The organism is Mesorhizobium bavaricum (assembly GCF_056781655.1).
Genome location: NZ_CM165566.1, coordinates 4,524,165 through 4,546,004, shown reverse-complemented (window position 1 = coordinate 4,546,004; position 21,840 = coordinate 4,524,165). Strand labels below are relative to the sequence as shown.

General features: G+C 60.0%; 23 protein-coding genes and 1 pseudogene. 22 read left to right on the top strand and 2 right to left on the bottom strand.

Annotation, left to right across the window (positions count from 1 at the left end):
* Positions 1 to 111: 111 nt before the first annotated feature.
* Positions 112 to 1,026: an ArdC family protein gene (locus tag AC1RZR_RS22290; RefSeq protein WP_481826014.1), complete on the bottom strand. Its 915-nt coding sequence runs from the start codon at positions 1,024 to 1,026 to the stop codon at positions 112 to 114.
* 613 nt (positions 1,027 to 1,639) lie between these two features.
* On the opposite strand from AC1RZR_RS22290, the gene AC1RZR_RS22285 reads away from it, so the two are divergent.
* From AC1RZR_RS22285 to AC1RZR_RS22260, 6 genes and pseudogenes are all read left to right on the top strand, one after another.
* Complete coding sequence (locus AC1RZR_RS22285) at positions 1,640 to 1,882, top strand: helix-turn-helix domain-containing protein (protein ID WP_481826013.1); 243 nt, start codon at positions 1,640 to 1,642, stop codon at positions 1,880 to 1,882.
* A gap of 87 nt (positions 1,883 to 1,969) precedes the next feature.
* Positions 1,970 to 2,809 carry an ImmA/IrrE family metallo-endopeptidase gene (locus AC1RZR_RS22280; protein ID WP_481826012.1) on the top strand — a complete coding sequence of 280 codons (840 nt, stop codon included), beginning with the start codon at positions 1,970 to 1,972 and terminating at the stop codon, positions 2,807 to 2,809.
* A 6-nt stretch (positions 2,810 to 2,815) separates the two neighbouring features.
* Entirely contained in the window at positions 2,816 to 3,280 is a 465-nt protein-coding gene (locus AC1RZR_RS22275; protein WP_481826011.1) for a DUF4411 family protein, read from the top strand.
* A gap of 987 nt (positions 3,281 to 4,267) precedes the next feature.
* A pseudogene (locus tag AC1RZR_RS22270) lies at positions 4,268 to 5,416 on the top strand (IS701 family transposase); the annotation flags it as partial.
* Positions 5,417 to 6,039: 623 nt separating this feature from the next.
* Entirely contained in the window at positions 6,040 to 6,558 is a 519-nt protein-coding gene (locus AC1RZR_RS22265; RefSeq protein WP_481826010.1) for a Ros/MucR family transcriptional regulator, read from the top strand.
* A gap of 65 nt (positions 6,559 to 6,623) precedes the next feature.
* The gene (locus AC1RZR_RS22260; protein ID WP_481826009.1) at positions 6,624 to 6,983 is read left to right on the top strand and encodes a sunset domain-containing protein; all 360 of its coding nucleotides are present in this window, start codon (positions 6,624 to 6,626) and stop codon (positions 6,981 to 6,983) included.
* An 18-nt stretch (positions 6,984 to 7,001) separates the two neighbouring features.
* Here AC1RZR_RS22260 and AC1RZR_RS22255 read toward each other — a convergent pair whose 3' ends face one another.
* The gene (locus AC1RZR_RS22255; protein WP_481826008.1) at positions 7,002 to 7,547 is read right to left on the bottom strand and encodes a recombinase family protein; all 546 of its coding nucleotides are present in this window, start codon (positions 7,545 to 7,547) and stop codon (positions 7,002 to 7,004) included.
* 239 nt (positions 7,548 to 7,786) lie between these two features.
* Between AC1RZR_RS22255 and AC1RZR_RS22250 the strand changes: the two genes are divergently transcribed.
* The 16 genes from AC1RZR_RS22250 to groL all read left to right on the top strand — a co-directional run bounded on the left by AC1RZR_RS22250 (position 7,787) and on the right by groL (position 21,702).
* The gene (locus AC1RZR_RS22250) at positions 7,787 to 8,584 is read left to right on the top strand and encodes a hypothetical protein (RefSeq protein ID WP_481826007.1); all 798 of its coding nucleotides are present in this window, start codon (positions 7,787 to 7,789) and stop codon (positions 8,582 to 8,584) included.
* A 36-nt stretch (positions 8,585 to 8,620) separates the two neighbouring features.
* Complete coding sequence (locus AC1RZR_RS22245) at positions 8,621 to 9,019, top strand: dynein light chain family protein (RefSeq protein ID WP_481826006.1); 399 nt, start codon at positions 8,621 to 8,623, stop codon at positions 9,017 to 9,019.
* Positions 9,020 to 9,214: 195 nt separating this feature from the next.
* Positions 9,215 to 9,430: a hypothetical protein gene (locus AC1RZR_RS22240; RefSeq protein ID WP_481826005.1), complete on the top strand. Its 216-nt coding sequence runs from the start codon at positions 9,215 to 9,217 to the stop codon at positions 9,428 to 9,430.
* A gap of 69 nt (positions 9,431 to 9,499) precedes the next feature.
* Complete coding sequence (locus AC1RZR_RS22235) at positions 9,500 to 10,060, top strand: hypothetical protein (protein ID WP_481826004.1); 561 nt, start codon at positions 9,500 to 9,502, stop codon at positions 10,058 to 10,060.
* Between the two features lie 128 nt (positions 10,061 to 10,188).
* The gene (locus tag AC1RZR_RS22230; protein ID WP_481826003.1) at positions 10,189 to 10,557 is read left to right on the top strand and encodes a hypothetical protein; all 369 of its coding nucleotides are present in this window, start codon (positions 10,189 to 10,191) and stop codon (positions 10,555 to 10,557) included.
* Positions 10,558 to 10,583: 26 nt separating this feature from the next.
* The gene (locus AC1RZR_RS22225) at positions 10,584 to 10,805 is read left to right on the top strand and encodes a hypothetical protein (protein WP_481826002.1); all 222 of its coding nucleotides are present in this window, start codon (positions 10,584 to 10,586) and stop codon (positions 10,803 to 10,805) included.
* Between the two features lie 32 nt (positions 10,806 to 10,837).
* Positions 10,838 to 11,056, top strand: a complete 219-nt coding sequence (locus AC1RZR_RS22220) for a hypothetical protein (RefSeq protein WP_477249916.1) — start codon at positions 10,838 to 10,840, stop codon at positions 11,054 to 11,056.
* 25 nt (positions 11,057 to 11,081) lie between these two features.
* A complete protein-coding gene (locus AC1RZR_RS22215) occupies positions 11,082 to 11,483 on the top strand; it encodes a hypothetical protein (protein ID WP_481826001.1) in 402 nt (133 codons plus the stop codon).
* Positions 11,484 to 11,748: 265 nt separating this feature from the next.
* On the top strand, positions 11,749 to 12,801 hold the full coding sequence (locus AC1RZR_RS22210) for an ABC transporter substrate-binding protein (RefSeq protein WP_481829097.1): 1,053 nt from the start codon (positions 11,749 to 11,751) through the stop codon (positions 12,799 to 12,801).
* A gap of 31 nt (positions 12,802 to 12,832) precedes the next feature.
* Positions 12,833 to 13,714, top strand: a complete 882-nt coding sequence (locus AC1RZR_RS22205) for an ABC transporter permease (RefSeq protein WP_481826000.1) — start codon at positions 12,833 to 12,835, stop codon at positions 13,712 to 13,714.
* Positions 13,690 to 14,436: an ABC transporter ATP-binding protein gene (locus AC1RZR_RS22200; protein ID WP_481825999.1), complete on the top strand. Its 747-nt coding sequence runs from the start codon at positions 13,690 to 13,692 to the stop codon at positions 14,434 to 14,436. The genes AC1RZR_RS22205 and AC1RZR_RS22200 overlap by 25 nt, the downstream gene beginning before the upstream one ends.
* A 49-nt stretch (positions 14,437 to 14,485) precedes the next feature.
* The gene (locus AC1RZR_RS22195; RefSeq protein WP_481825998.1) at positions 14,486 to 15,832 is read left to right on the top strand and encodes an LLM class flavin-dependent oxidoreductase; all 1,347 of its coding nucleotides are present in this window, start codon (positions 14,486 to 14,488) and stop codon (positions 15,830 to 15,832) included.
* A 542-nt stretch (positions 15,833 to 16,374) separates the two neighbouring features.
* Entirely contained in the window at positions 16,375 to 18,192 is a 1,818-nt protein-coding gene (locus AC1RZR_RS22190; RefSeq protein WP_481829096.1) for a sensor domain-containing phosphodiesterase, read from the top strand.
* Positions 18,193 to 18,278: 86 nt separating this feature from the next.
* Complete coding sequence (locus AC1RZR_RS22185; protein ID WP_481825997.1) at positions 18,279 to 19,313, top strand: sensor domain-containing diguanylate cyclase; 1,035 nt, start codon at positions 18,279 to 18,281, stop codon at positions 19,311 to 19,313.
* A 377-nt stretch (positions 19,314 to 19,690) separates the two neighbouring features.
* Positions 19,691 to 19,987 (top strand): co-chaperone GroES, encoded by a 297-nt coding sequence (gene groES, locus AC1RZR_RS22180; protein WP_172235081.1) that lies wholly within the window; start codon positions 19,691 to 19,693, stop codon positions 19,985 to 19,987.
* Positions 19,988 to 20,046: 59 nt separating this feature from the next.
* A complete protein-coding gene (groL, locus tag AC1RZR_RS22175; RefSeq protein WP_481825996.1) occupies positions 20,047 to 21,702 on the top strand; it encodes a chaperonin GroEL in 1,656 nt (551 codons plus the stop codon).
* Positions 21,703 to 21,840 lie beyond the last annotated feature (138 nt).

The following is a 21,840-nucleotide window of genomic DNA, read 5'->3' as shown; positions in this document are numbered from 1 at the left end:
AGTTGGAGGCTGGGACAAGCCCCGTTTCGGGCGTCCCAGTGGGTCAAACTAGGCGAGATCGCAGCGTATTTCGGAAAGCGCGGCCATAGGCGGCGCTCGCCGGATCGCCTCTCACGCGGCTGCAGCCTCGGAGGCGCTGACACGCGACAGATAGTCGGCGGCGCGCTGCGCGTGCGCGGCGGCGGCGAAGATCGCTCGCTTGTCGTCCTTCAACACCGACAGCCAGTGGCCGATATAGGCGGCATGGTCGTCGCGATCCTCGAGGCGCAGCCCTAGGTCGGCGCACAGGAACGCGGCCCCGAGCTCAGCGACCAGCTCCTCGCGGGCATAGCCGTCATCTCCGAACCGCTTGCGACCGAAATCACGGTCAAGGCGCGTAGCGTGCCGGGTCCAGTGCGTGGCCTCATGGGCAAGCGTGGCGTAGTAGGCTTGCGCATCCCGGAAGGCCGCGAAGGCAGGCATCTGGATAAAGTCGAGAGCCGGGCTGTAGTAGGCGCAGTCGCCGCCATGACGGATGTCGCCGCGCGTCGCAGCGAAGAAGGCTTCGGCATGAGCGATGCGCTCATCCGGGTTGCGGACATTTTCGGCGGAGGCATAGAAGTGAGCCGGCAGCCCGTCGACCTGTTCGACATTGAAGACCGTGTAGGCCTTCAGGAACGGGATGAAGCGCTCGGCCTCATCGCCCGTGGCCTCGTCGGTCTCGGTGCGCCGCATGGTGTCGGCATACACAACCGGAGAGCCCTTCTCGCCCTTGCGGACACGGCCGCCGAGTTCGATGGCCTGCTTGAAGGTCATCCAGATCGGCGCGGCGTAATGCGCGGTCATCGCGGACGCCCAGAGCGTCAGGACGTTGATGCCGGCGTAGGGCTGGCCGTTGTGGCGAAGCGGCCGGGAGACGTGGCCGGCGGCATGGGCGGCACTCCAGGGCTGCGTCCAGGGTTTGACGCCCTGCTCAAGGGCCTCAATGATCTGGTTGGTGATGCGGCTGTAGACATCCTGCCGCGGGGTTTCATTGGTGTCCGTCATGACCTTGCTCCTTTTGCGTCGGGTTTTTCTCAAGACGCGGAGAAGCAGGGCCGGGCGATTGAGCCGGCCGGTCAGGCCCTAACACGGTCCCGCCCCTTCGGCGGGAGTGGTGCGGGCGGGGTTTGACCGGGCGGCGCGCCCGGCCGAATGATCGCGGCAAAGATTGAGGAAAACCCGCCGCAATGAGCATGGACGAAACGCCGGAAAGCCAAACCACGCGGCATCGGCGAAAGTCGAGAGGAAGCGCCCCTGCAAAGGCAGGCAGCAGGGGAGTCAACTCAAATGGACGTCGCCGTGCGAGACCAACTTTACCGCGGCCCTTTTTAAGGTACGGGCCATGGCTGGCCTGTGCGACTGGGAAAACGACTACGATCCGGGCGAAAGCACCGCGACCGGACTTGCGTCAGCAGCACCCCGATACGAGGATCACCGGAGAGAAGATCGCATGAGGCGGGAGAACGCCAAAAACGGTCCGGTGGCCTTCCGCAACGCCTAGCCCTTGCGACGTCCTTTCGAGTATGACCGGGATGCAACGCCACCACGATCCAAAGGCGTTAACCGGAACAAGAGGTGCGGCGGCCATATTGACAGCTGTGATAGAATAAATTCGACCATGACCAAAAGCACCCTCGCCTATATCAATCCGGCCATCCTGCGATGGGTCCGGGAACAGGCCCGTCTCAGCCCCGAGGCGGCGGCCGAAGGCATTGGCATATCCGCCGATAAGCTGCAGGCCTGCGAGGCCGGCGACAAGCACCTGACCTTCCCGCAGTTTCTGGCCGCGGCGAACTTCTACAAGCGCGCGCCCGCAATCTTCTATCTGAACGAGCCTCCGGTCGGATTTCTGCCGATTTAGGATTTCCGGCGCCTCCGCGAGACGCCGGAGGACGCCTTCAAGTCCGGTCTGGAATGGGCGATCCGGCAGGCCAGGGAGAGACGGGAATTGGCGCTCGAGCTCCGCAATGATTTGGGCGAGCCGGTTCAGCCGTTCAAACTGCAGGCCTCCGTCAAAGACAACGTGGAGACCGTTGGCGCGGCGATCCGGACCTATCTTGGCATCAAGCAGGCCGACCAGCAGACCTGGCGCGCCAAGGCTTTCGACAACTGGCGCACCGCCATTGAAACCAAGGACGTGCTGGTCTTCATGGTGCCGCGCTTGGCATTGACCGAAATGCGCGGCGTGGCGGTCGCGGAACCCAAACTGCCGATCATCCTGATCAATTCCAAGGATCGCACCAACGGGCGCACTTTCACCCTGTTGCACGAATTCTGCCATCTGGTTGTCAGGGCCAGCGGTATTAGCGGTCTCGACTTCGTCGCACCCGAGCCGGCCAGCGCCGTCGTCGAGCAATTCTGCAATGCGGTCGCCGGCGCCGCCCTGGTTCCGAGCGACTGGCTGCTAAGCGAGCAATTGGTACGCACCAAGGGCCAGGTGAAGACCTGGGACGATGACGAGCTGGCCGCGCTGGCCGGCCGCTTCGGCGTCAGCCGCGAAGTCATTTTGCGCCGTTTGCTGAACCTCGGCCGCACGACACAGGCATTCTATGAAAGCCGCCGTGCGAGCTTCCAGGCCGAGTATGACGCCTTGGCCGAGAAAAAGAGTAGCGGAGGTCCCGAGCGCCATCTGGTCGTGCTCAGCCAGCTAGGTCGTAGTTTCACTCGCCTAGTGTTACAGGGCTACTACGATCGCCAGTTGACGCTGCGCGACGTTGCAAGCCACCTCAATATGCAGGTGACTGCCGTTCCGAACATCGAACGCGCCGCCTTCGGCCTTGCGGGGTAGCGCTACGTGGCGACGATTTATTGCATCGACACGTCAGCCCTGATCGCCGCCTGGTACGAACGTTACAAGCCCAAGCGCTTCCCGAAACTGTGGGACGAGTTTGACAAGCTGATCGATCAGGGCCGCCTGGTTTCGTCCCTTCTGGTCCAGGCAGAATGCGAGAAACGCTCCCCGGAGCTGCATGACTGGCTGAAAGAGCGCGCGCACATGTTTGTCGCGCCCGACCAGGCGATCCAGCAGCGCGTCCAGCATGTGCTGAACACCTACAAAGGCCTGGTCGCCGCCGGCAAAGAGAAGTTTGCCGCCGATAGCTTTGTCATTGCCACGTCTGAGGTGTTGGGTCACACGCTCATCACCGAGGAAACCGGCGTGGACAGCTTACGCAAGATCCCCGGCGTCTGTAACGCCATGAAAATACCCTGCATCAACCTGATGCAGCTGTTCGACGCCGAAGATTGGACCGTCGGCTAGACGAAATGCCTTGGGAACGGCGTACGCCGCCCTATAGAGCTAACTCTCCCTATGGAAGGTGTATTACCCGGCGCAGAGGTCCCAACGGCGAAGCATCGTCAATCCAGGTGCGAGAGCGCTCTATCGACCCATTGACCGACCTCAGGGCGACACGCACCCAGCGTGTGGAGGCTGCTCGGTCATGTGGCGCTGAATGCTTTTTGGCGCCAGCTATTGCAATCGACAACGGCACTTCGGACACGCCATCGTCGCAGCCCGATTTCTGTTCTCATTTATCCGGGTGGACCAGGCTCACCCGTTGATCAACATACGCCGTCGCAAGCGTGAGCCTCTCGAAAAGGTCTCCCTTGCGCGGACCATAAATCTTCGCAAGCCGCGCACCATCGCCCCCAGTCATCCCAGCTGTCTTCTTCTTTGTCTCGAAAGTACTCTTCTGCAACCGCTTAGCGCATTCGATAAGAGATCAACTGCACCGAGATACTGATAAGTTCACGCCAAAAGATCACTTTAACGCCAGAGGGATTCAATTGCGTTGCACCAATAACTGATCGAAAAATCTGAACAATACTGGCTTTGTGCAATCAAAAATGACGCAATGATTGAATGTCGTAACTATAAAATTAGGTTGCCACCTTTTACTATATCTCTTTGGTTCTTTGTGTTCGGTCACTTGTCCGCTGCTGGTCAACGCTTATTAAACATATCGACTCTTAATTCTCGATCCATGAAGCCATTCTATCGTTTATCCTTCGCGGCGATGCTTGCATTTTCGGCCACGTCGGGGTTATGGCAATCACGGGTTGTTAAGTCAAGCTTGTCCTGAACAAGAGAATGTGAGAGTTGTGTGCCGCCCAAATTGTCGCCACGGCATTACTGTTATCGGTAAAAAACAATGGAGAAAGAGGCTAGTATTACAATTGCGTTTCACACATGAATTAGTTATTTTTTTCGATTCCGTGCCGGGCGGCCAAAGGGGGGTTATTGATAATGGTTGAATCGATTGAAATGACACTGGAGATATGGGCCTCGGCACTACGGGAGGTGAAGTCTCGGATCAAGGGGCTTTTCCCTCAGGAACGCGTGGCTGTCTCGGCCGGTCTGTTCCTTGAAGGCCTGCTCCGGGACGCGCATCGCAAAACCGGGTGGATGCGCGCCGAGGCTGCGGGTGACCCGGGGCCGTGGCGCCAACAGGCCATTCTCGGAAGGGGCAGGTGGGACGCAGACGCCCTGCGCGACATCGTGCGCGAATATGCACTCGAAACGCTAGCCGACGCCGAAGCGGTCCTCGTGATCGATGAGATGGGTTTCGTCAAGCAAGGCAAGACGTCCTGTGGGGTAGCGCGCCAGGTCAATGCCTCGACGGGCAAGATGGCCAACTGCCAGATCGGCGTGTTCGCCGCCTATGCATCGAGGCACGGGCATGCTTTCGTTGATCGCGTACTGTATCTCCCGAGGGCCTGGACGGAAGACCTTGCCCGCCTGGCGCGGGCCCACGTGCCTGCGGGCACGACTTTCGCGACAAAGTCCCGCCTGGCTCTTGATATGATCGCGCGCATCGTCGCAGCCGACGTACCCTTCAGCTGGGTAGCCGTTGACCGGGTCTACACTGGCGTCGACATCGAGATGGCCCTGCGACGCTGGTGCAAGGGATACGTGCTCGCCGTTAGCGCAAACCATCATTTCGCTTTCCGAAATCGCTCTTTCCCGGAAGGAGGAACGGCCGAAGATGTCGCACGGAACCTCGATCCCTCCGTTTGGCGGAGCTTGCCCTCAGGAGGGCCCCTCCAGGGCTCTGAATCCTGGGCTTACTGCCCGTTCACTGACTCGGACGTCGCGCAATACGACAAAACCCGCACCGGGCTCTGGACCCCAGGGCTCTTGATCCGACGCGATGCGAACAAGGCTCTTTGCTACTTTTCAGCATGGTCTCCTGCGGGCACCGAGATCGAAACGCTGATTGCAGTCGAGCAATGTTGCAGGATTGTCGAGGAAGGCCTTCGCGCGGCGAAGAACGAACTGGGCCTCGACCATAACGAAACCCGTTCCTGGCACGGGTGGCATCGCCACGTCTCGCTGGTCATGCTCGCATTCGCGATGGTGTCGACCGTGCGTCTCAGGGCGAGCCATCAGCCCCCGGGAGTGGTCAGTGACCTCAAGGGGACTAGTTGCCAGCTCGAACGCTTGCCGAGGACCTTCAGGAAGCCGAAACCGGGATCGCTCGGCGCCGCAGCCACTCTCCCATGGCAAGATCAATCCGGCGAATGTGGCCGCAAGCCCTTGCCGCGCAAAACGCAATAGTAGCGTGAGGTTCTCATCATGAAATTGTCCGTGAAAACGAATGCTCCCGACTTCCGAACCAGGGCCGACAAGGCCGCGGGATTCGCTTGGATTGGGAGAAATGAAGAGGTGGTATGCGACAAAATGCCATCATCGGTGTCTGTACGTCAGATCGAGCCATCCGACCTGAGCAAGGGCGTACCCAAGCGGATCCCGGGGACAGGAGCGAACAAAACAGCCCGCCGATCTGGGCCCTGCTCTTACTTGGACAAGCACGCAATCTTCGATGGAGAGGTTAGGCGCGACACTAAATCATCAGTACTCGAAGCCGACAAGATGTCATCCCTTTCGATGGCTACAATGAGACCCAGTGGAAAAATGCAGTTAACGCCTTCAGAGAAGACGATTTCAATTTGCGTAGCGCAAGTGGACCGTCAACAGTTCCCGAATAGGAAGGCTTACAGAAAGCAAGGAATATGCCTATGACCGAAGTCAATACCGAACGCACGAGCGCAGAAGACAACAATACTGATCAGACAGGCGTGAATGAGGAGAATACCGAGCACATAAACGTGGATGAGGAGAATACCGAACAGCCAGGCGTGGACCTGCTGGCCCTTACGGCAGATATTGTGGCAGCCTACGTCCAGAAGAATGCGACCCCCGTTGCCGACCTTCCGGACTTGATCTCTAGCGTCAATTCCGCGTTGAGGGGCATTGTACAACCACCTGCCCCAGCAGAATCTGAGCTCGTTCCGGCGGTCAATCGCAAGCGGTCCGTTTTTCCCGACTATATCATCTGCTTGGAGGACGGAAAAAAATTCAAGTCTCTTAAACGGCATCTCCGAGCCAATTACGGCCTGACACCCGAGGATTACAGAACAAGATGGGGACTCGCCCCTGACTACCCGATGGTGGCACCCAATTATGCCGCTCGGCGGTCCCTCCTTGCGAAGTCCGCTGGTCTCGGACGCAAGCCCGCCGTCAACACGGCAGGGTGAAGTCTCCGCTCGCTTGCGGCTTCTGGACTTTTGGCTTTGAGAGACGCATCCTCCCCTCGGGAGAGATGGCGATGGGGAATGCGGTTCAGCCATGGCGCAAACGGCGCACACCATGGTGGCGCGCGGTTCTCAAAGCCCGTCTTGCAATCGTTGTTGCACTGCTTGCGATCTCATCTGCAGCCTATGTCGCGGCTGACAACCGGCCGCGGCTCCCAACTGTTCACTCTTATGGCCCATCTTCGAACACAGGGCGTAAGGTCGGTTGTGACATTAAGGGCAACATCAACCAGCGTGGTGAACATATTTATCACGTGCCGGGCCAGGAATATTACCTGGCTACCCGGATCAACCCTGCGCGTGGCGAGCGATGGTTTTGCTCCGAATGGGAAGCATGGTGGGCGGGTTGGCGAAAGGCTAAGGTTTGAAGAAACCTGCTATATCCTTTACGGATGAAGCCGCGAGATCGTGCTGTTGCTGACATTGTAGCGGTGGGCGACCTCACCCCTTGCCTCCCCGGCCGCAAGCCGTGCCAACGCCTCTCGTCGCTGCTCTTGGGAGAGCTTGGGCTTGCGGCCGAACTTAACCCCCATGGCCTTGGCGCGAGCGCGTCCATTCGACGTGTTCTCGAGGATCCTGCGCCGTTGCCATTTGGCGGCCCATCCGACAAGGAAAAGTACCAGATCCGACATCTCCGACGTGGTGTCGATAAAGGGCTCGTCCAGCAGGCGCAGCCCGGCGCCGGCCGACGTCACGGTCCTGAGGATGTTCAGCATATCAAAGGGATCCCGCGCCATACGGTCGCTGACGACGGCATAAACCACGTCGCCTGACTTCAGGGATCTTAACAACCGCTGCAATTGAGGACGGTCGGCATCCTTGCCGCTGCGCTTTTCAAAGAAAATCTTCTCGCAGCCTGCCGCCTGCAGGCGCTCAATCTGGGCGGCCAAGTCCTGCGCTTCGGTCGATACCCGCGCATAGCCGTATTTCATTCACCCATGCCTCCTCCGTTGCTCCAAAAATCACGACTTTTGCAAGAGTCGTCATGCGCAATATTTGCCTTTTTTTGAGCTTATCTGATAGGTATTTTGCACAAAGTATGTGCAGAAAGTCGGTGCGCGCGCAGCGCCACCGCCGCGCGGAGGCGTGCGCAAAAGTCGTGATTTCTGCATAAACCTGCCGTCTCTCCAGCCTCCTCCTTACAGGTGCACCTTTGAGACGTAGCGCAGCCTTGTTCTTCGTCGCGGCCGGGTCGATTCCGCCGCATAACCCGTTTGAAGGCCCTAAGGTATTCGTGAAACGATCCCGGGTTTTGTCGCTCGCGTTTGCGTTAGCAGTCGCCGCCACGCCCGCCTTTTCTCAAGAGAAACTTTCTCTCGATGTTGCGGTGCCCGCGGCGAGCCTGCCGTCCGATTTGTTCAGGTCCAATGGCCGGTCAGTTGACTTCCTTGGAATAGGTCTCGGCCAGACGGTTGATGACATTCGCAAAATATTGACCGACCAGAACTTTTCCAACGAGGAACCATCGAACCGCTTCCTGCTCGAGGAGGAATATTTCAACGTCGAGGTCATCGCCACCGGCCCCAACAGGTACTTCCCTGACATCACCTGGACCGGGCCAGAAGACGCTGAAGCCACCCAACGCATAAGGGTGGAGTTCTCATCTCCCTTGACCGGCCAGCGCTCTACCGACGTCCGGCGCCTCGTCACCTACAACGGCGGCAAAGGTCCTTTGCTCGCGACGCTTCGTGCGGCGATCGTCCAGAAGTTTGGCCCGCCAAGCGTCGATAGCAGCTCGTCGATGCGCTGGTTTTGGAGCAAGGGCCAGTTGGTCAAGAACGGCGCCCGTGACAAGCAGATGGCGATCGGTATGGAGACCGAAAGCGATTACGTGAAGGCTGTCTCCTACGAGGTGGTCGATGACGCCGCAGCTGCTGCTGACCGGGATCAGGTTGCCCAATTTGAGAAATCCGTCGAGAGCGCCACCAAAAAGGTGCGCGACGCACACTCCACGGCGCCCAAGCTCTAAAATCTGTCCCACAACAAACGGAGGAAGATTGTGAATATGATTTCGCGCGTCCAGGCTCTTCGGGTGGCAACCCTCGCCGCCGGTCTGTTGGCCGTTGTTTTGCCTGCAAGGGCCAAGGACATTATTGCATTTATTGATCAGGAGATGTCGCAAGCCAACCCAAGTTATATGCTCATTCTCCACAACAAGCAGGGATGGACCTCCAACATCATCGACACAATAACGGGCCAACTGAAGGCCAAGAATTTCAAGTACGACTTTCAAACATACAATGATGGCGATCGGCCGAAAGACATAGCCCGACCCTTCAACTGGCCCAATTACGGTGCGGTGTTCTGTTTCGGGCAGTTCCTGGAGTGCGACTATGTGCACCAGCAAGCTACGGCAAAAGGCTTCGAAGGCGATTTCTTCAACTCCAATTTGGAGAAGCGATAGACATCGCCCAGGCCCTACCCGGCTTATCCCCCAAAAATAGGTGCTCTCTTGAGACGTAGCGTTGCATTGCCACTCTTGGCGGCCGGGATGTCCGCTTGCAATCCACTCACTGCTGACCCGAAAATCGAAATCGTTGGACGGTGGGAGAGCCCTACCTGGACCCGAAGCCAGCGGCGGCTTTTCGCGGAATTCAAAATGAGCGGGAACGTGTTCTTCCTCAACAGCAACGCCTCTACCTCCAGGGCCGATTGGACGTTTCTCGAGAGTGGCGAGCTCCAGATCACCTATCCCGCTGGTTTTTCGAGACGGTGCAAGGCGACGATCGCCGGCCCCTCACTGACCATCGAGCCGCCGACATGCCTTTACGGCTGGGATGAGGTCGGCTCGAGTATCGCGCTCGTCAAGCAATGAGCCCGGCTGCGCCCGATACGCCCCACCGTACAGACGACTGTCCAACCCTTTCTCCCGAGGTCACCTTCCATGCAAAACACAATCAAGATTCCGACGATCGCGTGGGGCATCGCCGCGCTGATCTTCTTTCCCTTCTTTGTTCCGAATTCCTACAATATCAGCCTGTTCGGCATTCGTTTCCTGCCCGCCGCGCTCTTTGCCTATCTCGCCCATCGGGCCTACAAGAACGGGCTCACGGCAGGTGCCAGCGCCGAAGAACGTGCCCTGGCCCGGCACCAAGCCTTCGCAGCCGTGGCCTTATCTGTGGTCAGTGTGATCCTCGGAATCGGGTTTGGCCTGATCCGACCGCCAAACTTCAACTCTGCCATGCCCTCTGTCGCCAGCATCGAGGGCAAATACAGGGATCCCAACGGCAGCACAGTGGAATTTCTCGGCGACGGCACGGCCGTCATCGTCATCCATGGAACCCAAGCCATCTGGAAATGGAGCACCTATGCGGGCAATCGCCTGAAGCTCGAGCCCGATCCCGGTATGATCGGCGTTTCGTCCGCAATGTGTGATTACCAGCTCAATGGCTCCAGCCTGCGCGTCACCAATTGTGAGTATGCAATGCAATTAACCCGGCTCTGAAGCGCTGGGAAGAGTGGAGGATTGTATCCGGTGAGTTCCCCGTACCAACCCCTTTTTCCGAGCTCCTTGTCGAGCCGTAAGGTGGCACCGTGGCGTTCCTCCTGACCCAACACCATCGGAGAATCCCCATGACCAAGCACAATGTTAGACTGGCCGTCCTTGCGCTCGCCGTCCTGGTGGCGGCGACCGGGGTCACCGCTGCTCACGCCCAACCTCCAAAGTTGGGCGAAGCGGCCGCAACCTTGGCTATCACCGAATATGCCGAGGCTAACTGCCCAGGCCTCGCCGTTGACCATGCCAAGCTCGCAGCCTATTTCGCCGCCGGCGGCTTCACCGCCGATCAACTTAAGAAAGAGGGGAAATACCGGCACGTAAGGGATATCGACCTCCCTGGCGACGTCGCCAACAGGGGAGCCGCCGCAGTCTGCTACGACATTCAGGCATCCTGGTACGTGCCGAGCGATACCCTTCGCCACAAGATTGTCTTCAAACCATAAGTCCACATCTGCTGAGGAGAGATTTCATGAACAAAGCCATAGGCCTTGGCATAGTAGGCGCACTGGTCGGGGCCGGCGTCGGGTTTCTGACGAAACCACAACCTGCATTGTCGATGCTGGCGACCGCTGACCCCGACGCCACCTATCAGTCAGCCATAGTGAGCCACATTGCAATTTATGCCGTGGTTGGACTTGTCGCCGGCGCAGTCTTGGGGGCGCTAACGCTCCTGGCTGGGAAAGCCAGGTGAGCCTATCCGAGTGCGCCAGGAGCGGGAGTTGAATGATTTTGACCCGCGATGAAGCCAGGGCAGCACTTCTGCGCCAGATAGGCGGCTTGCCGGATAAGCAAGCCGCTATCGCTCACAAGCTGGTTCCGATCTTTGACGAGATCGAAGATGATGCCTCCTACGTGAACGATGTGAATACGCTCATGGCCGCCCTCCAGTTCGTAGAATACATGGCGACTGGTGTGCGGCCGAGGTCAGATGCGGTGCAATAAGGTTGTCATGGATTTCAGGCATGTAGTGGCCTTCACCGTGGCGGCGGGCAGCTTCCTGCCGACGCAAGCCAGCGCCCAGGAAGAGCCTTCCCAACCCGTCCCCAGCCAGCGATTCAAGCTTGGCCAAAGCGACGGCTGCTTTCGCTACATTGGCGACGCCGTCGAATTCGTCGGCCGCTTCAAGGCCGGGAGCTATATCGGCGTGTCCATGATCACCATTGGCCAGGACGGCATGCCTACACCGGCCGCCGATGAGGACCGGACACCGGCAATGGATTTGCCGGCGTGGACAAGCCCTTCACCCTATTTCTGGTTCGGACCGGCGACCAGCAGCCGCGACTACTCCATTACCTTCTCGCCTCGTGCCGTATGGGGCAGTACCGCGATCGTCACGATCTGCGGCCGCCAGTCCCCGCCAGGAAACTGACATAAGTCTTTTTTCCAATTACCGGCCGCTTCGTTCTTCCTGACAGCCGGCGACGCCTTCCTCCTGTTCTCTCTGAGCAGCGGCTGACTTGCGTCGGCCCCTCCCGCGTCGATTGGGCGTCACATGCCCCAAATCAGCATCGGAGGCGAACAGCGTTTCCCTCGGGCGGCAAAGAACAGCATCCGATACTTTATCGTCTACATAATTGATAGACATAGTAAACAGCGTAAGTAGGAGCCATTTCCAAAATTGGAGCGAGAAGATGATGCTAGCTGTGGAGAGATTTTCGAGAAGGAGGCTTGGCGTATTGGTCACCGCTTTGGCGGCAACCTTGGTCGCTTCTTCCTTCGCTTTCAGTGCCCTAGCGGGCAGTCCGGACGCGGCTAAGCTGCCGACCAAAATCCCGGATGGCACTGTCCTTCGTATCGGCGATCCCGAGACGCAAAGGGCCCTGGAACTCTCGGGCCTGATTGGTCAACTACCCTTCAAGGTCGAATGGGCCAATATCAGCGGCGGTCCCCAGACAATCGAAGCCTTTCGCGCCAATGCACTGGATGTCGGATCCGTCGCCGACATTCCGCCCATCCACGCGACCTGGACGGGCCTCAAGGTTAAGATCATTGCCGCGAAGTTCCGCAAGGATCCGGTTGCGCACCCGATTTATCAACTCGGCATTGCGCCGGGCGTCGAGGTCAAGTCGCTCGCGGACTTACGCGGCAAACGGATCGCTTTCAGCCCCGGGCAGGCGCAAGGCGCATTGGTGCTGAGGGTCCTGCAGGCCGCCGGGCTCAAAAAGGAAGATGTCAATCTCATCGAACTGCCCAGCAAGGGCGACGCCTATCCGGTGGCGCTCGCCAGCAAGCAAGTCGACGTCGCGCCGATCTGGGGCGTCCTCGTCAAGCACTATTTGCACCAGTATGGTGCCGACGGCGCTACCACTATCCCGCACGGCTTGCGCGATGATCCAGCCCATCTCTATGCCCCACAGGCCGTGCTTGACGACCCGGCCAAAGCTGCCGCGCTCGGCGAATATGTGCGCTACTGGGCACTTGCGGCCCGCTGGGTGCAGGAGCATCCGAAAGAGTGGATCGAGGGCTACTACGTCGCCACCCAGGGCCTCAACAGCGAAGATGGCCAGTATCTCGTCGACGCCGACGGCCAGTTCGACATCCCGTCCGACTGGAACGATGTGATCGCGCGCCAGCAGGCAACGATCGATCTCCTGGCTAGCGAACTGATCAGGCCCACGATCAAGGCCGAGGATCTTTTCGACAGGCGCTTCGAGACGATCGCCGCAAATGCGCTGAACGCGTCCTGACGCCCGCTTTTCAAGACTGGAGACGACGCAGATGAACGCAATCTCACATACCGCCTCAGTTGCACTCCCTATTCCCTACGCATTGGATGAGAGGGGGTTGGTTCCGCCTGCTGCTAAGCCCCGCACGGCCCGGACGACGCGTCGCCTGGCCCTTGGGCGAGCGATCCCGTTTGGCGCGCTGATTGGACCCGCGCTTCTACTCGCAATCTGGTCCATCGGCAGTGTCGCCGGCCTGATCGATCCAAGAACGCTGCCGGCGCCATGGTCCGTTGTCGGCACCGCCATTGATCTCATCGCCGAAGGCAAGCTTCAGGATCATTTGATGACGTCCGCCTGGCGGGCAGCACAGGGTCTGGTGTTCGGAGTCCTGATCGGGACTGTGCTTGCACTCATCTCCGGGTTGTCCCGACTTGGTGAGGCGATCATCGACGGCCCTGTTCAGATCAAGCGGGCGATACCGACGCTCGCCCTGATCCCGCTGCTGATGCTGTGGTTCGGCATCGGCGAAGGCATGAAAGTGACGGCCATCGCGCTGGCTGTGCTGATCCCGATCTATATCCAGACCCACAGCAGCTTGCGGGGCATAGACAACCGCTATGTCGAACTGGCCCAGACCTTGCGAATGGGCTACGGCGAATTCATCCGCCAGGTCATCCTGCCGGGCGCCCTTCCCGGCTTCTTTCTTGGCCTGCGTTTGGCGGTGACCTATGCCTGGCTGTCCCTGGTGGTGGTCGAACAGGTCAATGCCACCAGCGGCATCGGCTACATGATCGATCTCGCACGCAACTACGGCCAGACCGACATCGTCATCGTCGGTCTCGCTGTCTACGCGTTGCTCGGTCTCGCCTGCGATGGCATCGTCCGCTTCTTCCAGGAAAGGTCGCTGTCATGGCGTCGCACCTTGGCGGATTGAGCGGCGCGCCCGTGGTGCGGGTCGAGAGCCTTGTGAGACGTTTCGGGCCGCGAACCGTCCTCGACGGCCTAAGTCTCGACATCGAGAAGGGGGAGTTCGTCGCCCTTCTCGGCCGCAGCGGATCGGGCAAGAGTACATTGTTGCGCGCGCTCGCCGATCTCGATGACAAAGTCTCCGGCTCCGGCCAACTCGATACGCCCGAAAAGAAATCGGTGGTGTTCCAGGATGCCCGACTGTTGCCATGGAAACGCGTGCTGGAGAATGTGGTTCTTGGTCTCGACCTGCCGGACGCCGCCGAACGCGGACGGGTAGCGCTCGAAGAGGTTGGCCTGAGCGGCCGCGAAACCGCATGGCCGGTTGAACTGTCTGGTGGCGAGCAGCAGCGCGTGGCATTGGCGCGCTCGCTGGTTCGTGACCCTGAACTGCTGCTGGCGGACGAGCCGTTCGGCGCACTCGACGCGCTGACGCGCCTGCGCATGCACGATCTGTTGCGCCAACTCTGCGCCCGGCACCAGCCGGCCGTGCTGCTGGTCACCCATGATGTGGACGAAGCCGTGATGCTGGCGGACCGGGTCTTGGTGCTCGACAATGGCGCGATCGCCGCCGACATCGTCATCGATGTCCCCAGGCCACGCGGTCATGGCGACCGCCGGTTCGGCGAGATCCGCTGCGAACTTCTGCGTCATCTCGGCGTCGAGACAAAGCCTGTGCTGCCCGTCTGAGGGCCCCACGACTTGTCGCTTAGCGTCACCCCCTTAGGAGAACCAACATATGCCCGCCGTAAAACGACAGTTGAACCTCAATCTTTTCATCTATCCTGGCGGCCATCATGAAGCCGGCTGGCGCTACAAGGATTCTGCCCCTGAGAGGGTGCTGGACATCGCCTATTATCAGGAACTGGCGAAAAAGGCCGAGGCGAGCAAGTTCGACGCGCTGTTCTTTGCCGATGGGCCCGCGCTCGCCGACAACATCCGCTACGCGAGCCGCTTCAGGCTGGAGCCGCTGACATGGATTTCGGCGCTCGCCGCCGTAACGGAGAAAATAGGCTTCATCGCGACCGCCTCGACCACCTACAACGAACCCTACAACCTGGCCAGGCTGTTTGCTTCCGTCGATCATCTGAGCGGCGGGCGCGCCGGTTGGAACATCGTCACGACGGGTGACGAGTCCGCAGCGTTGAATTTCGGCTTTGACCGACATCCAACCCACGCCGACCGTTACGAGCGCGCCGGCGAATTCGTCGACGTGGTGACGAAGCTCTGGGACAGTTGGGAGGACGACGCGCTCATCGCGGACCGGGAGTCCGGAATTTTTGCCGACACCGACAAGATCCATCCAATCAACCACATCGGCAAATACCATCGGGTGAAGGGGCCGCTGACGCTTCCACGCTCCCCGCAGGGACGTCCGGTCTACGTCCAGGCGGGTTCATCGCCAGACGGACGGTCCTTCGCAAGCCGCTATGCCGAGGCGATCTTCACGGCACATCAGACACTCGGCAACGCACAGGAATTTTATGCTGACATCAAGGCGCGCGTGAAGTCGGTTGGCCGCAACCCTGACCACGTGAAGGTCCTGCCCGGCATCAGCCCCTTCATCGGTTCCACCGAGGCTGAAGCCCGGGCACTGCATGATGAGTTCAATGAGCTGATGCAGCCGGAATATTCCCTTCACCAGCTACGCCGCATCGTCGACGCCGACCTGTCCAGCTACGATCTGGACGGGCCATTTCCGCGCGAGCTCATCAGTGTCGAGGGCGAGCGTGGTGCAAGCAGCCGCTTCCACGTCGTACTCGACATCATCGAGCGCGAGAATCCAACCATCCGCCAGTTGCTCCACCGCCTCGCCGGGGCGCGCGGGCATTGGGTCCAGGCCGGGACGCCCGAACAGATCGCCGACAAGATCCAGGAATGGTTCGACAACGGTGCCGCGGATGGCTTCAATGTTATGCCGCCCTATCTGCAGGGCGGCTTCGACGTATTCGCCGAGGAGGTGGTGCCGATCTTGCGCAGGCGCGGACTTTTCCGGCACGACTATGACGGGGCAACGCTAAGGGACCATTTCGGTCTGCCGCGCCCGGAAAATATATTCAGCCAACCGCAAAAGGCGACTGCCTGAGCTACTTCGCATCGGCCACACGCAAGCTGGCGTCCCGCGACTGACAATTCGGGGCAGCCAGGGAGGGTCCAAATGCAAGACAGAGAACCTGGCGGGTCGCATGCTTTGCCACTGCGATTCCAACATCCCTTTCTGCCATTCAGCGACCTGCTGCGGCTTGACCTCGACGAGGCGGATATAGTCGCTCCGGACAAGACCGGCCGCATTTCACGGCAAGGAAGTGACGTCCCTAGACAAGAAACGGGGCTGTCTAACCATAAGCTTGAGTTCGCTTGAAAACGCGCTTTGGTGCGTGATTGCCGGAAGCCGCCCAGCGACGCGAGTAACCCATGAAACGTGTGGAAAAGGCGCGGCCTTTCGTGACTACCGAAATCCTGGCCCCGGTTTTTCAGAGGCGAAAGATAACACTTATAAAGAATTACCTGACACTGTCATCTTGTGCGCTGCGCCTTATCAGGGTGATTTCACCAGGAATGCTACAGGGTATTTAGGCACACGTATTGGCGGTTAACGTGCTGCATCTCCAGAACAATATTCTCGAAATGATCGCCAGGGGCGAGACGCTCGAAGCGACCACGGACCGTCTTTGCCACCAGATCGAGAAACTGTTGCCGGACGTCAGATGTTCCGTTCTGCGCGTTGACGGTAACGGCTTGCTGCATCCCCTCCCAGGTTCCAGCTTGCCGAATGAATTTATGGCTCGTCTCGAAGGCCTGATGATCGGCCCGCTGGTGGCCTCCTGCGGCAGTGCGGCCTATCTCGGAAAAGCCGTGGCTGTGAAGGACATCGCGACCGACCCGCGCTGGATCAATTTCAAGGAGCCCGTCCTGGCGCTGGGCCTGAAGGCCTGCTGGTCGAGCCCGATCTGCGACGCAGAGGGCGCTGTGCTCGGCACCTTTGCCCTGTACTTTCTGGAGAAACGCGGCCCCACCCCGCGCGAGGAGAAGGTTGTCGCGTCGTGTACCTCCCTGTGCGCCATCGCGCTTGAGCGTCACCGGCGGGTCGTCGAGCGAGAGCACGGCGCCTATGTCGATGCCCTCACCAACCTGCCGAACCGGGCGAGTTTGGACGTCGCCCTGGAGCGGCTGTCCTTTGGCCAACCGAGCGCCTGGGCGGTCCTGATCATCGACCTCGACAACCTGAAGACCATCAACGACACCTTCGGCCATGCCGCCGGCGACGCTTTGCTACAGGCGGTGGCGTCACGTCTCGCCGAAAGCCTAGCGCCTGACCGTGTGTTCCGCATGGGCGGCGACGAGTTTGTCGTAATCCTTCAGCGAGCCGGAGCGCCCGCTGGCATCGAGAGCACGGCGCGTCATATTCTCGACACTCTGGCTGTGCCCGCCGATTGCGACGGGCACATGATCCTGGCACAGGCTACCATCGGCGGCGCAGTGCTGTCGGCGGGGGACATCGATGCGAAAAGCGTGCGCCAAAACGCCGATTTCGCGCTCTACCACGCGAAGGAAACTTCCCGAGGCGGCTTCGTGCTGTACTCGCCGGGGATCGGCAGCGCAATCAAGACCCGGATTGAGGTGATCCGCGATGTTGACGTGGCTTTGCGCGAAGGGCGGATCGACGCTTTCTACCAGCCGATCCTGCGGCTCGACACCCGCGCGATCGTCGGCATGGAGGCCCTCTGCCGCCTTCGCAAGCCGGATGGCGAGGTCGTTTCCGCCGCTGCGTTTCACCAGGCAACCTCCGATGTCAGCGTCGCCTCGCATCTGACGGAACGCATGATGGCGATCGTCGCAGCGGACGTGCGCTCGTGGCTGGTTCAAGGTATTCCGTTGCAGCATGTCGGCATCAACATTACCTCAGCCGATTTTCATAGCGGCACTCTTTACGCGCGTCTCGAAGCCGCCTTCGGCCGCGAGAACGTTCCGTTGAAGCACATCATTTTGGAGGTGACGGAGTCGGTCTATCTCGGCCAGCGCGATCCGGTCGTCGCTCGGGAGATCAAGGCGTTGCGGGCCCATGGCCTGCGCGTCGCGCTCGATGATTTCGGAACCGGCTTCGCTTCGCTCACCCATCTACTGACGGTGCCGGTCGATATCGTCAAGATCGACAAATCCTTCATTGATCGCCTTGTTCAGGGAGATCCGAGCCTGGCGATCGTCGAGGGCTTGGTCGGCATCGCTCGCAAGCTCGACATCCAGGTCATCGCCGAAGGCATCGAGAACGAAGCCCAGGCCGTCTTACTTGCGGAGATCGGGTGCCAGTTGGGTCAGGGGTATCTGTTTTCGCAAGCGGTACCACGTCAAATAGCGAAAGGCCTTCTGAAGCGGTTCGGGCGACCACCTGCTGAGGAGACTAGGGTAGCGAGCGACATAGCGAACCCAATCGATCTGATCGCCTGACAGAAATCCCTCCCTGGGGGCGGCTTGAACAGGCGAATACAGAATGCTGCGGTGCCCGCAGAGAAGTGTCCGAAGAGGAGACAAATATGCGCCTGCCATCCGCGTCACAGTTTATTCGCAAGGCCTTTGGTCGCGTCGGGTCCGGGCAATCACCGGCAGGCTTGGCAATCCGTTCGGACATTCTTACGGAAGAAACGGATTTCCGGATGCTTGCCGAAAACAGCGGTGACGTCATCATGCAACTCGGGCCGGACACGAAGGCACGCTACGTTTCACCATCATGCACCCGACTTCTGGGATGGCTGCCGGAGGAAATGGTGGGGCATGGTCCGGAGGCGTTCGTCCCGCCGGAGCATCTTCAAAACATCGCTGCGGCCGCCGCGCTCTTGCTTGCCGGAGCAGATGAAGGCGAGCCGCTTGCGATCGAGATCCGGAGGAAGGATGGGGAAACTGTCTGGGTGGAGAGCAAGGCGCGCATCGTCCGTGATCCGGTAACTGGCGTTCCAGGCGACTTCGTCCTGATCATGAGAGATATAACAGAACGCAAACGGCTCGAAGAACAACTCCGCTCGCTTGCGATGACGGACGGGCTGACCGGTCTGGGCAACCGCCGAGCCTTCGACGAGACCTTGGACAGGGAATGGCGGCGCACCGTTGGCAGCGCTGGACAGATGTCCTTGCTGTTGCTCGATATCGATCGTTTCAAAGGCTTTAACGACAAATACGGTCATCAGGTTGGCGATGATTGTCTTCGTGCCGCCGCTGCCGCCATAAGAGACGTGCTTGATCGTCCTGGGGATCTGGCGTCGCGATACGGCGGGGAAGAACTCGCCGTCATCTTGCCTGATACCGATAGCGATGGAGCGCTTAAAATAGCGGAACAGCTAAGGCTGGCAATCGAAAACCTCGGCCTGCCACATGGCGACAATCCGGAAGGCGGCGGACGCGTCACCGTCAGCATTGGTTCAGCGACCGCACTGTCACGATCGGGCGGGACGATCAGGATGCCGGAAGGCCTGCTTCTTGCCGCTGACACCGCCCTTTACAAGGCCAAGCACAAAGGCCGAAACCGCGTCGAAGTCGCACTGCTGCTCGCATCGGAAGGTCCCGACGCGGCCTGATCAAAGACGCCACAGCCTCGCGTAACGACTCAGCCAGAAGGTCCCGATTTCGTTGACCTGGCCAAGCTGAAAATGCCGTTGGGCCCTTCCCCGCGGGCCACACCAGGCAGGCGCCGCTGGCGGAGATGTTTTGAGCCGGAGGGGACAAGCCACTGGCAGCAAAGATATAGAAAGAGCTTTCTCCTCACGTAAAGGGTCCCGGGTGCTTCCGCGCGCCGATTCCAAATCTTATGCGCTTGGCACGTCCCCTCTTCCGTCTTGACTAGCACCAGCCTGTGGCCTATCTCACCGCCACGTTAGCACTCGCCTCTGCCGAGTGCTAACCGCTCTCCGGCAACGGAGAACCGCTCAACCTCCGTACCAGGGATATCCAAAAAATGGCAAAGTCGAAGTTCCGGCCACTGCATGACCGCGTGGTCGTTCGCCGGGTCGAATCCGAATCCAAGACCGCCGGCGGGATCATCATCCCGGATACGGCGAAGGAAAAGCCGCAGGAAGGCGAGATCATCGCCGTCGGTTCCGGCGCTCGTGACGAAGCCGGCAAGCTGGTCCCGCTGGACGTCAAGAAAGGCGACCGCATCCTGTTCGGCAAGTGGTCCGGCACCGAAGTGAAGCTCAATGGCGAAGACCTTCTGATCATGAAGGAATCCGACATCATGGGCATCATCGGCTGATCGCCGCCAGAACCCGCCCCATCCAATTTTAATCAAGGGCCTAGGCCCAGGAGCTCAAAATGGCTGCTAAAGAAGTAAAATTTTCCCGTGACGCCCGCGAGCGCATGCTGCGCGGCGTCAACATTCTCGCCGACGCGGTGAAGGTCACGCTCGGCCCCAAGGGTCGCAACGTCGTCATCGACAAGTCGTTCGGCGCCCCGCGCATCACCAAGGACGGCGTCACCGTCGCCAAGGAAATCGAGCTTGAAGACAAGTTCGAAAACATGGGCGCGCAGATGGTCCGCGAAGTTGCTTCGAAGACCAACGACATCGCCGGCGACGGCACCACGACCGCGACCGTTCTGGCGCAGTCGATCGTCCAGGAAGGCCACAAGGCGGTTGCCGCCGGCATGAACCCGATGGACCTGAAGCGCGGCATCGACCTCGCCGTTGCCGACGTCGTCGCGACGCTGATCAAGAACGCCAAGAAGATCAAGACCTCGGAAGAAGTAGCCCAGGTCGGCACCATCGCCGGCAATGGCGACTCCTCGGTCGGCTCGATGATCGCGGAAGCGATGCAGAAGGTCGGCAATGAGGGCGTCATCACGGTCGAGGAAGCCAAGACCGCCGAGACCGAACTCGAAGTCGTCGAAGGCATGCAGTTCGACCGCGGCTACCTCTCCCCCTACTTCGTCACCAACGCCGACAAGATGGTTGCGGATCTGGAAGACGCTTACATTCTCCTCCACGAGAAGAAGCTCTCCAACCTGCAGGCCATGCTGCCGATCCTCGAGGCTGTCGTGCAGACCTCGAAGCCGCTGGTCATCATCTCGGAAGACGTCGAAGGCGAGGCTCTGGCCACGCTGGTCGTCAACAAGCTGCGTGGCGGCCTGAAGATCGCCGCCGTCAAGGCGCCGGGCTTCGGTGATCGCCGCAAGGCCATGCTGGAAGACATCGCCATCCTCACCGGTGGCCAGGTCATCTCGGAAGACCTCGGCATCAAGCTCGAGAATGTCGGCCTCAACATGCTCGGCCGCGCCAAGAAGGTGTCGATCTCCAAGGAGAACACCACCATCGTCGACGGCGCCGGCAAGAAGGCCGAGATCCAGGGCCGCGTTGCCCAGATCAAGCAGCAGATCGAAGAGACCACCTCGGACTACGACAAGGAGAAGCTGCAGGAACGTCTGGCCAAGCTGGCCGGCGGCGTTGCCGTGATCCGCGTCGGCGGTGCGACCGAGATCGAAGTCAAGGAAAAGAAGGACCGCGTCGATGACGCCCTCAACGCGACCCGTGCGGCCGTCGAAGAAGGCATCGTTCCCGGCGGCGGCGTCGCTCTGCTGCGCGCCTCGCTGGCCATCAAGGCAACCGGCGCCAACTCCGACCAGACCGCGGGCATCGCCATCGTGCGTCGCGCGCTGCAGGCTCCGGCCCGCCAGATCGCTGCCAACGCCGGTGCGGAAGCATCGATCGTTGCCGGCAAGATCCTTGACAACAAGGACGCGACCTTCGGCTACAACGCCCAGACCGGCGAATATGGCGACATGATCGCCATGGGTATCGTCGATCCGGTCAAGGTCGTTCGCACGGCTCTCCAGGACGCGGCCTCGGTCGCCGGCCTGCTCGTCACCACCGAAGCCATGATCGCCGAAGCTCCGAAGAAGGAAGCGGCTGGCGGCGGCATGCCTGGCGGCATGGGCGGCGGCGGCATGGGTGGCATGGGCGGCATGGGTTTTTAAGGTCCACGCATCTCAACAATCTCGAAAGGGCGGCAGCAATGCCGCCCTTTTCTTTGGCGCAAATCCGGTCTGGAAAAGTTCGGCGCTCGCGAAATTTTGGATCAACGGCCGCTATCGGCATTAGCCGATGTCAAAGGA

Bases quoted from the DNA above. Each gene is read 5' to 3' on its own strand.
- AC1RZR_RS22225 (WP_481826002.1), top strand. From the start codon at position 10,584: ATGAACAAAGCCATAGGCCTTGGCATAGTAGGCGCACTGGTCGGGGCC.
- AC1RZR_RS22285 (WP_481826013.1), top strand. From the start codon at position 1,640: ATGACCAAAAGCACCCTCGCCTATATCAATCCGGCCATCCTGCGATGG.
- AC1RZR_RS22260 (WP_481826009.1), top strand. From the start codon at position 6,624: ATGGCGATGGGGAATGCGGTTCAGCCATGGCGCAAACGGCGCACACCA.
- AC1RZR_RS22185 (WP_481825997.1), top strand. From the start codon at position 18,279: ATGCGCCTGCCATCCGCGTCACAGTTTATTCGCAAGGCCTTTGGTCGC.
- AC1RZR_RS22195 (WP_481825998.1), top strand. From the start codon at position 14,486: ATGCCCGCCGTAAAACGACAGTTGAACCTCAATCTTTTCATCTATCCT.
- AC1RZR_RS22235 (WP_481826004.1), top strand. From the start codon at position 9,500: ATGCAAAACACAATCAAGATTCCGACGATCGCGTGGGGCATCGCCGCG.
- AC1RZR_RS22210 (WP_481829097.1), top strand. From the start codon at position 11,749: ATGCTAGCTGTGGAGAGATTTTCGAGAAGGAGGCTTGGCGTATTGGTC.
- AC1RZR_RS22220 (WP_477249916.1), top strand. From the start codon at position 10,838: ATGATTTTGACCCGCGATGAAGCCAGGGCAGCACTTCTGCGCCAGATA.
- AC1RZR_RS22205 (WP_481826000.1), top strand. From the start codon at position 12,833: ATGAACGCAATCTCACATACCGCCTCAGTTGCACTCCCTATTCCCTAC.
- AC1RZR_RS22255 (WP_481826008.1), bottom strand. From the start codon at position 7,547: ATGAAATACGGCTATGCGCGGGTATCGACCGAAGCGCAGGACTTGGCC.
- AC1RZR_RS22245 (WP_481826006.1), top strand. From the start codon at position 8,621: ATGATTTCGCGCGTCCAGGCTCTTCGGGTGGCAACCCTCGCCGCCGGT.
- groES (WP_172235081.1), top strand. From the start codon at position 19,691: ATGGCAAAGTCGAAGTTCCGGCCACTGCATGACCGCGTGGTCGTTCGC.
- AC1RZR_RS22230 (WP_481826003.1), top strand. From the start codon at position 10,189: ATGACCAAGCACAATGTTAGACTGGCCGTCCTTGCGCTCGCCGTCCTG.
- AC1RZR_RS22265 (WP_481826010.1), top strand. From the start codon at position 6,040: ATGACCGAAGTCAATACCGAACGCACGAGCGCAGAAGACAACAATACT.
- groL (WP_481825996.1), top strand. From the start codon at position 20,047: ATGGCTGCTAAAGAAGTAAAATTTTCCCGTGACGCCCGCGAGCGCATG.
- AC1RZR_RS22290 (WP_481826014.1), bottom strand. From the start codon at position 1,026: ATGACGGACACCAATGAAACCCCGCGGCAGGATGTCTACAGCCGCATC.
- AC1RZR_RS22190 (WP_481829096.1), top strand. From the start codon at position 16,375: ATGATCGCCAGGGGCGAGACGCTCGAAGCGACCACGGACCGTCTTTGC.
- AC1RZR_RS22240 (WP_481826005.1), top strand. From the start codon at position 9,215: ATGAGCGGGAACGTGTTCTTCCTCAACAGCAACGCCTCTACCTCCAGG.
- AC1RZR_RS22200 (WP_481825999.1), top strand. From the start codon at position 13,690: ATGGCGTCGCACCTTGGCGGATTGAGCGGCGCGCCCGTGGTGCGGGTC.